This window comes from Paenibacillus sp. 2RAB27 (assembly GCF_052115445.1).
GTDB lineage: Bacteria > Bacillota > Bacilli > Paenibacillales > NBRC-103111 > Paenibacillus_E.
Genome location: NZ_JBFRGR010000003.1, coordinates 447,482 through 460,213, shown reverse-complemented (window position 1 = coordinate 460,213; position 12,732 = coordinate 447,482). Strand labels below are relative to the sequence as shown.

Genomic DNA, 12,732 nt, shown 5'->3' with positions numbered 1-12,732 from the left:
TTAATCTCCCAAGATGTACGTTTTCAAGAAGTCATTGCGGAACTTGCCATCTGGGTCGCATTGGCGAAGCAGTTGCTGAAAGTCTGGTAGCTTCTCATACATTGACTGCACGCGGGCCGGCGACATCGTAAACAGCTTGCCCCAATGCGGTCGAACTTCGAAAGGCTCGAGATGCTGTTCAATGATAGGCAGCACTTGTTTAACAGCTTCCCAATTCGGTTTCCATGTAAAATGAAAAGCGACCATCTGCTGCTTATAGCAGGGACTCATCCACAAATCATCTGCCGCAATTGTACGTACCTCAGAAACATAAAGCAGAGGCGAGATGAGCTCTTTGATACTGTCGAGCGCACACAGTGCCGCATACGCATGTTGGCGAGGCACGAAATACTCGCTCTGCAATTCTTCCCCTGCGCTTGGGGTGAAATCCATCCGAAAGTGCGGCATTCGTTCATGCCAAGGCCCTGGTATTCCCATCTGCTCACTGCAATTCTCGGAGGTGTGGCCTGGCACCGGATGACGATGTGCATCAGCGAGCTTGGCCCCGTATAACTCAGCTTCTACCTGCTCCGGAGCGGAGGATGGATCCCTCGTTACCTGCTTCTTCCACAGTTGATTAAACGAAGATTCCTGCCAATTTGTGAAAAGGCTGATACTGTAGCCACTGGAGAATATGTCATCGAAGTGCTCTTCTAGCTGCGCTAATGGCACATTGTCGTACACATGTTGATGCATCTGAAAAGATGGGACTACATCCAAGGTGATTGTCGTGACAACACCTAATCCACCTAGTCCTACGGCTGCACCAGCAAGATGATGACCATTTTCATGCTCACGGGAGAACAGCACGATACTCCCATCCGCGATGACCACTTCTATGGCATGTACAGCTGTCGCCAAATTGCCATGGCGATCACCAGAGCCATGTGTAGCGGTGGCGCATGCGCCTGCAACTGTAATATGAGGTAAAGAAGCGAGATTGTGCAGCGCGTACCCATTCGCGTGAAGATACTCGCCTAGCTCGCCATAGCGAATGCCTGCTTCAACCGTTACCCGATGGTTCGTTCGATCAAGCGAGATCACACGATTCAGCTTCTCAAGCGAAATCAAGCTTTCCGTACAGTCAGCGATGCCATTGAACGAATGGCGTGTGCCAAGCACCTTGATTTGTTGACTGCTTGCTACTAATGCTTGTACTTCTTCTATGTTCGCGGGAACATGGTAATTGGCGGCGCTGTACGTGTAATTGCCCGCCCAGTTGCGATTATTGATCATCGATATGTACTCCCTTCGTTCAGATCTAAGATGAGACAATTATATTTTACATGCATTTATCCCCCTCAGCAAAGTCAACGCCCGCTAGGCAACAATGCTGACAATGAAAAAAGCTATCCTGAAGTAGAAAGAATCTACTTATCGGACAGCTCTTATTGAATCATTTATCATGCTTCATGTTGTAAGTCGTGTTCCACTTCTTTTTTGATTTTATTCGGCATCATTTTCGGTTTGCCTGTGAACCACTTCGTATACAGGTTTTCGTAAGTGCCATCTTTGGATATCGATTGGAGTGACTCATTGATTCTTCCGAGGTACTTATTTTTCTTTTTAGCAAGAATAGCTAGACTTTCTTTATTGAACGGATCTCCTACTATTTTCACGGACCCTTGCGCTGTGTTTTTAATATAATCCTGGGCATTGCGTTCCTCCACGATAACCGCGTCTGCTTTATGACTTTTTAACTCCTCATAGGCATCGGAGATTTTTGAAAAGCCGTGGATTTTCGCGCCTTGAATTTCACTCGCATAGTAAAATCCCGGTGATCCATTTTCGGTTGCTATCGCTTTTTGGACCAAATCATCTTTCCCTTTGATCACCCCGTTCTCCGAAGCAGTAAGAATCACTAAGTTTGTTTGAAAATAAGGATCGGAATACTCAAGATCATTACTGCGTGCATCCGTAATTGTCTTCCCCGCAATGGCCAAATCAATAGCACCAGACTTCAACCCTTTATTCAATTCACCCATTTCCATAGGAACCAACTCGTAGGTAAGCTTCGACTTTTTAGCGAGTGCTTGCCATAATTCCACCTCAAAGCCCTTCTTCTCGCCACCATCTGTATACGTATAGGGGCGGAAATTTTCCTCGATGCCGACTTTGACCGTTTTATTCTGCGTACATCCAGAAGCTATCATGGCAATCAACAGGGTGATCGAGAGGATAATTCCTCGTTTACTTCTAAAGCCTTCATTCATTGCATCCATACCCTCCTCATTCGGTAAACATAGGTATTATTTGTAAATGTTTGGAGGGTTATGCAGGCGAGCAAGTTAAAAAAACCAGTCAAGCCCCTACGTTAGGGTTAACTGGTTTCAGGCAGACTTAAAGTACGATTAACTAGATATTAACTAGCAGGTTCAAAGGTCCATTGGCTGGTCCAATACGTTGTAGGAACAGTTCCATACTGCACCAAACCCGTGTTATTCTCCGTGTGCATGTAGGTGCCCTTCCACCGATTTTTCATTCGAGTATAGCCCGAGACAATTTCTTCTGTCCATTGTGAACTCCAATATGTCGCTGGCACAGTGCCATACTGAACATTTCCGTTCATATTCTCCAAATGCATGTATTGGCCAGTCGATCTATTTTTATATCGGGTATAGCCCTCCGTCGTTTCTTTGGACCACTGGGAGCTATAATCTGTAGCTGGTACATTGCCGTATTCTACGTTCCCCGTGAGACTATTCGTATGCATATATAGGCCAGTTTGATGATTTTTGATACGATAATACGGCGTTGGATAGCCGCCATTCTTCTTCCATACACGGACATAATCTACACTCCATGTTTTTGGCCACACATTATTATGCACACCTGAACCCGCATCGGTATAGATTCCCAAAATCATCCCCATCGGCATGTTAGGCGCATCATTGATCGTTTTGTACAGCTGGTTATCGTAGTAGAAGTTAAGCTGTGTAGGAGTCCATTCCATCCCATAGATATGATACTCGGAAGACTGATCGCCGCTTGGAACCGGATCTTCATAGGAGACCCAGTTACCTAGAAAATTAGGATCCCCCCAGCCATATCCAGCGATTCGCCACGTATTCGGTTTCGAGAAGAACGTCTCGACAATATCAATTTCGGGATTGGCCGAAGCGCTGCTAGTATCCTGCGTACCAACCATCCACCAGGCCTGATGCCCCCCGCCGCCGACATTCGCATTCTTGGCTCTCATTTCAAAATAGCCATACATCGTGCTATATCCATTAAAATCAGCTTCATGATGATTATTCGGCATCGATCCGTTGAATTTATGCCAGTTGTCCTTCTCATACGTCTGAATACTGGATATTTTCACGGTAGAATCATAAGTCGGGTTCCATGCTGGTGTATCTGCATCAATGCGTTCTTGCAAGGCCCCGTTTGCAATCGTGTACCGCGCCTTAGCTCCCAATTCCCGGTCAGCCGGCGTTGTCCAGTGGGGAAGATAGTACGGAAGCCATTTATTCGTATCCAATGTTGTGCCATCAAACTCTTCCTGGAAATCAAGCGTATAACCGGTCTTAGTAATCGGATTCGCAGGGAAATCAGCTCCAGATACATGAATGGGCAGCACTGCCGTTAGCAGCAAAACAAACAACATACACAAGCTCATCATTTTAGCTTTCATCATTGTCTCAATTCCTTTCTCGTTTAAATTAGAATATCGCGTCTTCCTTGCCAATTACCCTCCTCATACGTTTTGTGTTTCTAGTAACCGCTTACGTCATCATTATATAGGGATTCTTTTCAGTCAAAATATCTAAGATTCTTTAGAATCCTACGATAATTCGGTCTTTTTTCGTGAAAAATATACGACTGCGCCGATGGCTGGTCGGGATGCTTTCCTTGCGCACATTATTTGTGCGCTACCAACGATGGACGGTCGGGGCGCTTTCCTTGCGCACATTATTTGTGCGCTAGCGGGCGATGGCCGGTCGGGGCGCTTTCCTTGCGCACATTATTTGTGCGCTACCAACGATGGACGGTCGGGGCGCTTTCCTTGCGCACATTATTTGTGCGCTAGCGGGCGATTGGCGTAGAGTCAGCAAAATCGCCACCTAAAGAAAGGGAATTCTGTTCTTTGAATTTTATACTTTCTATTATTTTGAAAAAAACCACCGTTCCGCCGCCCTTGTAAGTCGATTTTTTCGACTTACAAGGGCGGCGGGGCGCTTTTTCAACCGCGTTAGTCGATTTTTTCGACTTACGCGGGCGGCGGAGCGCTTTTTCAACCGCGTTAGTCGATTTTTTCGACTTACGCGGGCGGCGGAGCGCCGATTCACTCGCGTTAGTCGATTTTTTCGACTTACGCGGGCGGCGGAGCGCTTTTTCAACCGCGTTAGTCGATTTTTTCGACTTACGCGGGCGGCGGGGCGCTTTTTCACTCGCGTTAGTCGATTTTTTCTACTTACGCGGGCGGCGGAGCGCTTTTTCACTCGCGTTAGTCGACTATCTCCCCTACGCCAGCCTCCGCGGAAACATAAAAAACAGCAGGAAGGCACACTCACCTCCTGCTGTCACTATCGCTTCATCGGAATCACGACACGCACGGTCGTCCCGACACCCAGCTTACTCTCTATGGTAAGGCCATAATCCCCGCCAAAATATAGCCGAATTCGCTCTTGCACATTGCGCAGCCCATATCCGCCGCCTTCCGCATGCAGCAAACGATCCTGCACCGCAGCTTCCATGCCTTTGCCGTTATCTTGCACAATGAAATGAATCTCATCCCCGACAAATTCAACACCAATGCGAAGAAGCTTGCTTCCCTCTTCCTTCTCATCCAGTCCGTGAATGATCGCATTCTCGACAATCGGCTGCAAAATGAAATTAACCGTCTCACAATCATAGGCCGCTTCGTCGATCTCATAGATGACTTCGAATTCATCGTCATGCATGATGAGCTGTATCGCCAGATACGCTTGGATATTGCCAATTTCATCCCGAATGCGAATGAGGTGATTGCCTTTGTTCAAGCTCGTCCGATAAAATTTAGACAATGCATTGGCAACTACACTGATGTCCATGGCATCTCGTTGAACGGCCTTCCAGTTAATAATGGACAAGGTATTATACAAGAAATGCGGCGAAATCTGTGCCTGGAGCGCTTTCAGCTCAGCCTCTTTTTCCAGCATGCGTGCTTGGACTGCTTCCTGAATCGAATCTTGAACTTTCTTCACCATGTCGGCAAAGCTCTGCGTCAATTGCCCAATTTCATCCGTCGCATTAGCGACTATCGGCACATCGAAGTTACCATTCTCCACGATGCTGATCTTCTTTTTCAAGGCATGAATCGGCCGCACCAAGGTTCGCGAGAACAACCAAATGATACATAACAGAACCAACATACAAATCAGAATAATGGAAGCCGTCGCTTTCAAAATATCCTTCGTATCCACAATCATGCTCGTCGTCGGCATAAAATATGTGAAGGTCCAGCCCGAATTCATGAGCGAGCTGCGCGTCATCAAATATTCTTTGCCCTGCATACGGAATTGCCCTTCAGCTTGAGCTGCAATATCCCCTATCGCTTTTTCGCTTAAGGAGGAAGCTGCCTCCCCCGCATAAATCACCTGCTGCTTACTGTCCGTAATCAGGATACCGTACTCACCATCGTAGACCTGGTCGAGCTTCTCGAACATTTTATCGTAATCGATCTTCACGTACAGAACACCAGCAAACGTGGTATTATCACTCTTCTGAATGTTATGCGTAGCGAAAAGCACCTGTTGCTGCTGATCATAGTACCACTGCGTCTTACTTACTTTCTTCGCCTCTTGATACCACGCGGTATTTCGGACAGCCTCGCTGGGATAGATGAAGTTGCCGATCTGTTTGCCTGTATAATCCGAGTAAAAGAGAACGTCTTTCATCTCCCGATTAATGTTGATGTAATACCAAATCGTCGGCTCGATGTTGTCGTTAAGCTCTTTGGTATAACTGAGAATATCCGGCAGCTCGGAGCCTGTTACCTTTTTCACGATAGGATTAAAAACCATGAAAGAAATGAAATTCCCTGACTTCTCCATCTTCTGATCCAAGTTAAGAGCCGTTTGGCTAACGGTGTGGTTCATGCCAATCATGAGCTGTTTTTTCAGGTAACCTTTGGACGATTGATACGCATAGATCCCCAAAGCGAGAATCGGGATAATAATCACGACGAGGTACGTAATAATGAGCTTCTTCCTGACCGTGCTGTTGCGAAAATAGGCGAGAAGATGTTTCACGGCAGACGCACCTTTTCCCTGTATTGCTTAGGTGTGATGCCGAAGCTCTGTTTGAATGTCAGGCCGAAATAAGACATATCCGAGAACCCGACCATTTTATACACATCGTTAATCTTATAGTTGCTTTGATCAAGTAGATATTTCGCCTTCTCCATCCGGTACTGTGTAATATATTTAACGACACTGACGCCCGTCGCTTTTTTGAACGTATGGCTGAGATAGCTGGCGGATAAATGCACACTTTTGGACAAATAATCCAAGCTCAGATCCTTCTCATATTCCTTCTCAATAATGCGCAGCACATCTTCGATTGCTCGTTTGCGGGAATCCGCATCCGGATCATCCGCATGGTCTTGAATCAGGTTGCGCAGCCGTTTCTCTTGCTGGTAGACGAGTCCTGCTTCGTAAACCTTCTGCCAATCCTCCTGTTGCCGCTTGGCCGACTGTTCCTCTTGCAACTGCTGAACGACAGCGGCTATGACCGTACGAAATTCTTCCGGCTCAATAGGCTTGAGCAAGTAGTTCGACACCTGCAGGGAGATCGCTGTTTTCGCATAGTCGAATTCCCCATGTCCACTCAGAATCAGAATCTTGAGCTGAGGCTTCAGCGCCCTAGCTTCGCGGGCCAATTGCAACCCGTCCATGAAGGGCATTTTGATATCCGTGAGCAGCACGTCCACGTCGTGTGCTTGGAGTAACTCCAAAGCAGCCCTGCCGTGTTTCGCCTCCAGTATGTCGAAAGGGAAAGCGTACTTAGCCATCAGGAACTTGATCCCTTCCCGCTCAATCTTGTCATCATCTGCGATTAGTATGCGGAACATGTGAAATCCCCCCTGCTTCCATTTTATCAAACAGGATCAACAGCGTACATAAGGCAAACGATAAACCATTCTCATCTTCCTTCCTATCCCTTCAGCGCCCCAGCCGCCACGCCTTTAATCATGTACTTCTGCATCAGCAGATAGAACACAAGGAGTGGTGCTACACCTAGTAGCAACATCGGGAACAAGCTAGTCCAATCCACCGAAAACTGTCCGATATTTCGAAACACTTCCAGTAGAATAACGTTGTTTTCTCGCGACTGCAGGAACAGCAGCGGATTCATAAAATCGTTCCACACATTCAACGTCGTGACAATCGCGACAGTCGCAATCACCGGCGTTAGCAGTGGAAAAGCAATTCGCCAAAATGTCGCCTGCACCGAGCACCCATCGATAAAAGCAGCTTCCTCTAGCTCCAGCGGCACAGAAGTGCTGATAAAGCTGTGAAACAAAAATATCGCAATGACACAGCCGTTCCCAATGTTCACCACAATGACGGCCAAGAGGTTATCCATCAGCCCTAGGCTGTTAATTAGCTTATATAGACTAACCAGTCCCATTTGAAACGGAACCATCATACCTGCTAGAAATAAGTAGAAAATAAACTTGTTCAGCGCATGCACTCTCCGAGCTAACGCGTACGCCGCCATAGAAGAAAGCAAAATAATTCCAACGACGGATACCCCCGTCACGATGAGCGTATTGAGAAATACGCGCGGGAATCTCATCGTTTTCCAAGCTAAGATATAATTATCTACGTTAAAATGAGTAGGCAAAGACAATGGACTGAACGTTGCTTCATCCGGTGTTTTGAAGGTCGTAACGATCAGATAATACACGGGGATGAAGAATAAAGCAGCAATGACAATCAATAGCACTTCGAAAGAGCCATTAACGGCTCGCTCACGAGAGGAAAGCTTCATGTTCATTGAATTTGTTTCCCCCATTTCCCAAGTACGCGCATCATGACTGTCGTGATGAACATAACAACAACGAAGAATACAACACCGGATGCAGCTCCCTTACTATAAAAACCTTCATTGAAAGACGTCTTGATATAAGCCGTCATAATCGTCTGCGTCGCATTGCCTGGGCCCCCATCCGTTAGGGCAAGGATGATATCGAATACTTTAAGTCCACCAATCATAGCTGTAACGGCTACGACATTAACAGATGGCTGCATAAGCGGCAGTGTCACCTTCCAGAACTGCTTCCACGATGAGGCACCGTCGATATCGGCAGCTTCATACAAATCCTTCGGGATACTTTGCAGATTAGCCAGAAAAATAACCATGGCCCACCCCGTCCACTGCCACAACTGCGTGACAACAACAGAATAGAGTGCTAGATCGGCATCGCCGAGGAAATTAATTTTTGCTAAACCTAGTGCAGTCAAACCATTGTTGATTAGGCCGAAATCTGACGTCGACATCAAATAATTCCATAGAAATCCAATGATCAGCGGGCTGAAAACCGCAGGAAGAAAAAATACGGATCGCAGCACATTGCGCGTGAGCAGCTTACGATCTAGAAAAACAGCCAGCACAAGGCCGAATGCCGTTTGAAATACCGTCATTAATAGGGCATAAATGAGTGAATTTTTGAAACCTGCGAGCAGCAAATCATTATTGAAAATACTCTCGTAATTTTTGAAACCTACGAAGCTCAAGTCAGTCATTTTGGAAATCGAGTAATCCGTCACACTATAATAGAACATCGATAGAAACGGATACACGGCGAACACGAGATAGAACACTAGCGCAGGCAGGATCAGCATGCCATAGTTCAATTCTCTTCGCAGCAGTTTCAGTCGCACAGCCATCCACCCCTCTAGAAAACTTACGGCAGCCACTTGGTGTTGCCAAAGGACCGCCGTAGGTTTCAATATGAAATTACCTTGTTATTTATTTCTTCATTAACTCAGCAGTCTTCTTGTCTGTCGCTTTAAGTGTTTGGCTGACATCACTTTTCCCACCAAGCAACTCTTGGAAGTGTTTTCCATAATCTTCGATAATGGACTGTGCGTTGTCGCCCCAATTGTTCCACGGCGCATATACGTTACCCGCTTTGAAGGTTGCTTTCACACTCTCGTATTCGCTAGGCATCTCAAATTCGACACCTTTCAAGTAGCTGCTGCCGCCCTTGTTATCATTCCAGAAAGCTTTCTGTCCTTCCGGTGTGGAGATCAAATCCAGTACCTGTTTCACAGCATCCGCGTTCTTCGATTTACTGTTCGCAGCAAAGCCTACACCTGGGCCTCCAATTAACCAGCCTGCTCCTGGCGTGGAGCCATAGAACGGAAACATATCCACTTTGATATTCGGATTCTTTTTCTTGATGGCTTCCATAGCCCAAGGTCCAGACTCCCACATCGCAGCCTTGCCTGTCGCGAATTCATCCAGCGCTTGATCATAGTCGACACCCAGCATATCCTGTGTGATGTAGCCTTGCTTGATTAGCTCCGTCCATTTCTCTAGTGCACTGTTCCAGCTGCCTTCGAGCATTTTTTGACCTAAGCCGTATTGCACATCAAAGGTTTTGTTCTCTGGTTTAGACAAGAAATCGTTCATGACAAGGCCCATCGAAGACTTCATCATCGGCTCCCAGGACTTGGCCCCCATGGCTTGCGGCTTCACGCCATTCTTTTTCAGCGACTCGTGCAATTTCAATTCCTCATCGAATGTTGTTGGCGGTTTCAAGCCATATTTGTCAAATATCTCTTTGTTATAGAAAATCCCCTCAAACCAGCTGATTCCAGGGAGCGCATATAGCTTACCATCTTGCGTATAGACGTTTTTCCCTGCATCATTGTAGCGATCCGCGAGCGAGTTCAAATCTGCCAAATAACCCAATTTCGCATACTTGGCACTGGTCGGTGGACTCACCGAAATGATGTCTGGACCCGATTGTGCAGCTAACTGGGTAGCTACGATGTTATCAAACTGCTTATTATCGATAAATTGGTACTCGAGTTCAATATTCGGAAGCTTTTGCTTAATCAAATCTAACAGCGACTTCACGCTATCTTCTTTGTTCCAGTAAGCCATTCTCACTTTCACTTTCTCTTGCTTGGCGACTGGTGTTGCGGACGCATTGGTATCGCTTGCATTTTGGCTTGCACAACCTGTGAGCGCCATGGAAGCTGCCAAACCTATAGATACAAGCATCGTCGATATTTTTTTCATCGGATGACCCTCCCGTTATATGCTGATTACTGATTGTTCGAACCGGTTCTGATACTCAGTATATCGGAAGGTGGTCGTGCACAATATCTAAGATTTTTTGGAATGCTATGAGAAAATAACTTTTACTTTTTTGAGGGCCGCTGCATCCTAAATCAATAAGTTACGTATACGATGTAGAAAGGAGTTGTGTATAGCATGAATGATCTTGAACGCAATCACCATCCAGAAACTACAATTGAGCTGCACAAAGCCCTTCATGAAATAGAAGCCTGGGAAGCGGAACAGAAAGATCTTTGGTTCTGGGAAAAGCTTGGACGGTTGCCCTTCCAAGTGCTGGACCGCTTAACGCCGAAGTTTTTGAATAAAAAAATAGGTGAAGCCTTGGACGAGCTCGGGAATTATTTGCAAGCAGGTGGACGGTATTTGATTTCTGAAAAGGGGACTCTGCGACATGTTGAAGAAGTGTTTGAGCGGAGTAGAGGTGAGCGAGATGAGCATTCTGAAGGGCTTACGATCGAAAAGGTAGGTACTACTTTACCTCTTCAGATTTTGGATGTGGCCGCTGATGAAATTGTCCAAAGTCGTTCGAAAATCGCTACCTTGCAAGGCGCAACGACGGGTATCGGCGGGATCCTCACACTCGCAATCGATATTCCAGCCATCCTTGGACTGTCCTTGAAAACCATTCAGGAAATTGCCATCTGCTATGGCTACGATCCCAAAGATAAGCAGGAACGGATCTTCACGATCAAGGTACTGCAATTCTCATCCTCCGACATTGTGGGCAAAAAGGCCATTCTCGATGAGCTGGCGAACTATGCCTCTGTGGATAAGGAGAGTGTGCAGATGATCTCTCAGCTTCAGGGCTGGCGCGAGGTATTCGCTACGTACCGCGATAATTGGGGATGGAAGAAGCTATTTCAGCTCATTCCCATTGCTGGAATTCTCTTCGGCGCTTGGATCAACCGCGGGACGCTGAAGGAAGTAGGCGAAGCCGCGAAAATGCTGTATCGCAAGCGGCGTGTTCTCGAACGCTTACAAGCCCAAGTCGATGGTTAGCTGAAACCATCCCCATCCCAAGGAAGCGTTCAATCTGATAGTGGCCACGAATGACCTCGCCTCTTCTTCGCGGATAGTCGATCCATGCTTCATGTACCCGTTTCCAATAGGGAATCACGGTTAGCGGCCCTCCTTTACTCTTTTTTACCTACATGTGACGGGGCAGCGATTCCGTCATTTCATTGTTATCTTTTTGCAGCAAAAAGATAACGATTCCTATGCACCCGCAAATGGCAGCCGCAATTAACAACCCTGAAATCGGCAAGTAATCGGATAGACCGGTACTTATTAACGGCGCGATAGAGCCGCGAATACCAAACAGCATTAAGTGCAGGCCGAACACGACTGCCTCTCTTCCAGGAACAACACGAAAAATATAGGCAAGAATTCCAATATCCCAAATGGCATCGCCTATTCCCTGGATTCCGCTGCCAATAATCACAGCAGGATAATTCCCGAATATCCCATACAGTAAAGGAACAATCGCGAACGCCGCTAATCCATAGACCAACGTTTGCTTCGCAGAGAATCTATCAATCACCCAACCAACAACGAAGTATGCCACCAATAAACACACATAATAGGAAATACGTGCAAGCGCAATTTCAATGTTGTTCAACTGCAGCTCTCTGACTTGGATGATCTGATATAGGGGACTCGCCAATATGTTACCAAAGCCAGTCAATGTCGTTGCTGCAAAAAATACAACCAGCTCCCGGTGATTTCTCACAAGCTTGAGTTGTTCCTTAAAAGAGGATTTACGAGCCGATACTGTCGTTGGTAAAGCAATCTCCTTAACGCGGGCTAGGAAAAGAATCGATATAACACCTGTAATGGCCGCAGTGATCAGCGGTCCACTCGGTCCTGATTTATCCGTCCACGAACCGACTAAGTAGGCAAGTGGAATCATAATAGCTCCCATGGCAACTCGAACGTAGCCCATTAGCCGGCCGCGCAATTCAGGCTGATACATGCGTGTAATTAGCGCAGGATACGCCGGTGCTTGTATGCCCATTAGTAAGTAAAAAACGATGGCCGTCAACCACATAGACGCTGGGAGCACCAAAAAATGCCGGAAGCAACAATAGCGACCTGCCAATTAGATTCGGGATGATGACAAAAGGTTTGGGATTCGATTGTTCGATTCTCCCTGCCCAAATCGGCGAAAACAGTAGTCCAATCGCCGGAGCAGCTGCCAAAATCCCGACTTCCAGATTCGTAGCCCCTTGTCTAATTGCAAGTGCGATGTAAAACTGATTAAAGACCACATTAAAGAGACTAAATAAACAGGCTGCACCAAAATCACTATACAAGTTATGCTTAGTTGCCGGGCTCATCTGTAAGCCTAGTTTTTGAAACACTCTGTTTGCCAGCATGGCTTTACTTCCCCTCATA

Annotated in this window: 11 protein-coding genes; 1 reads left to right on the top strand and 10 read right to left on the bottom strand. The window is 46.6% G+C overall.

Going from position 1 to position 12,732, the window contains the following annotated elements; translation table 11 throughout:
- The 8 genes from AB4114_RS07135 to AB4114_RS07100 form a co-directional block, all read right to left on the bottom strand.
- Positions 1-1,275 (bottom strand): FAD-binding protein, encoded by a 1,275-nt coding sequence (locus tag AB4114_RS07135; protein WP_441987807.1) that lies wholly within the window; start codon positions 1,273-1,275, stop codon positions 1-3.
- A gap of 167 nt (positions 1,276-1,442) precedes the next feature.
- Complete coding sequence (locus AB4114_RS07130; protein WP_441987806.1) at positions 1,443-2,252, bottom strand: transporter substrate-binding domain-containing protein; 810 nt, start codon at positions 2,250-2,252, stop codon at positions 1,443-1,445.
- A 149-nt stretch (positions 2,253-2,401) separates the two neighbouring features.
- Positions 2,402-3,676 (bottom strand): family 16 glycosylhydrolase, encoded by a 1,275-nt coding sequence (locus AB4114_RS07125; RefSeq protein WP_441987805.1) that lies wholly within the window; start codon positions 3,674-3,676, stop codon positions 2,402-2,404.
- 889 nt (positions 3,677-4,565) lie between these two features.
- The gene (locus AB4114_RS07120) at positions 4,566-6,272 is read right to left on the bottom strand and encodes a cache domain-containing sensor histidine kinase (RefSeq protein ID WP_441987804.1); all 1,707 of its coding nucleotides are present in this window, start codon (positions 6,270-6,272) and stop codon (positions 4,566-4,568) included.
- Positions 6,269-7,093: a response regulator transcription factor gene (locus AB4114_RS07115; RefSeq protein ID WP_441987803.1), complete on the bottom strand. Its 825-nt coding sequence runs from the start codon at positions 7,091-7,093 to the stop codon at positions 6,269-6,271. The genes AB4114_RS07120 and AB4114_RS07115 overlap by 4 nt, the downstream gene beginning before the upstream one ends.
- Before the next feature lie 83 nt (positions 7,094-7,176).
- Positions 7,177-8,022 carry a carbohydrate ABC transporter permease gene (locus tag AB4114_RS07110; RefSeq protein ID WP_441987802.1) on the bottom strand — a complete coding sequence of 282 codons (846 nt, stop codon included), beginning with the start codon at positions 8,020-8,022 and terminating at the stop codon, positions 7,177-7,179.
- The gene (locus AB4114_RS07105; RefSeq protein ID WP_441987801.1) at positions 8,019-8,978 is read right to left on the bottom strand and encodes a carbohydrate ABC transporter permease; all 960 of its coding nucleotides are present in this window, start codon (positions 8,976-8,978) and stop codon (positions 8,019-8,021) included. Before AB4114_RS07105 ends, AB4114_RS07110 begins: the two co-directional genes overlap by 4 nt.
- A 19-nt stretch (positions 8,979-8,997) precedes the next feature.
- Positions 8,998-10,278: an ABC transporter substrate-binding protein gene (locus tag AB4114_RS07100; RefSeq protein WP_441987800.1), complete on the bottom strand. Its 1,281-nt coding sequence runs from the start codon at positions 10,276-10,278 to the stop codon at positions 8,998-9,000.
- A 195-nt stretch (positions 10,279-10,473) separates the two neighbouring features.
- Here AB4114_RS07100 and AB4114_RS07095 point away from each other — a divergent pair, with 195 nt between their 5' ends.
- Positions 10,474-11,337: an EcsC family protein gene (locus AB4114_RS07095; RefSeq protein ID WP_441987799.1), complete on the top strand. Its 864-nt coding sequence runs from the start codon at positions 10,474-10,476 to the stop codon at positions 11,335-11,337.
- 148 nt (positions 11,338-11,485) lie between these two features.
- Here AB4114_RS07095 and AB4114_RS07090 read toward each other — a convergent pair whose 3' ends face one another.
- The gene (locus tag AB4114_RS07090; protein WP_441987798.1) at positions 11,486-12,385 is read right to left on the bottom strand and encodes an MFS transporter; all 900 of its coding nucleotides are present in this window, start codon (positions 12,383-12,385) and stop codon (positions 11,486-11,488) included.
- Positions 12,297-12,713: a hypothetical protein gene (locus AB4114_RS07085; RefSeq protein WP_441987797.1), complete on the bottom strand. Its 417-nt coding sequence runs from the start codon at positions 12,711-12,713 to the stop codon at positions 12,297-12,299. The genes AB4114_RS07090 and AB4114_RS07085 overlap by 89 nt, the downstream gene beginning before the upstream one ends.
- Between the last annotated feature and the right edge of the window lie 19 nt (positions 12,714-12,732).

Bases quoted from the DNA above. Each gene is read 5' to 3' on its own strand.
- AB4114_RS07085 (WP_441987797.1), bottom strand. From the start codon at position 12,713: ATGCTGGCAAACAGAGTGTTTCAAAAACTAGGCTTACAGATGAGCCCG.
- AB4114_RS07125 (WP_441987805.1), bottom strand. From the start codon at position 3,676: ATGATGAAAGCTAAAATGATGAGCTTGTGTATGTTGTTTGTTTTGCTG.
- AB4114_RS07110 (WP_441987802.1), bottom strand. From the start codon at position 8,022: ATGAACATGAAGCTTTCCTCTCGTGAGCGAGCCGTTAATGGCTCTTTC.
- AB4114_RS07130 (WP_441987806.1), bottom strand. From the start codon at position 2,252: ATGAATGAAGGCTTTAGAAGTAAACGAGGAATTATCCTCTCGATCACC.
- AB4114_RS07100 (WP_441987800.1), bottom strand. From the start codon at position 10,278: ATGAAAAAAATATCGACGATGCTTGTATCTATAGGTTTGGCAGCTTCC.
- AB4114_RS07115 (WP_441987803.1), bottom strand. From the start codon at position 7,093: ATGTTCCGCATACTAATCGCAGATGATGACAAGATTGAGCGGGAAGGG.
- AB4114_RS07135 (WP_441987807.1), bottom strand. From the start codon at position 1,275: ATGATCAATAATCGCAACTGGGCGGGCAATTACACGTACAGCGCCGCC.
- AB4114_RS07095 (WP_441987799.1), top strand. From the start codon at position 10,474: ATGAATGATCTTGAACGCAATCACCATCCAGAAACTACAATTGAGCTG.
- AB4114_RS07090 (WP_441987798.1), bottom strand. From the start codon at position 12,385: ATGTGGTTGACGGCCATCGTTTTTTACTTACTAATGGGCATACAAGCA.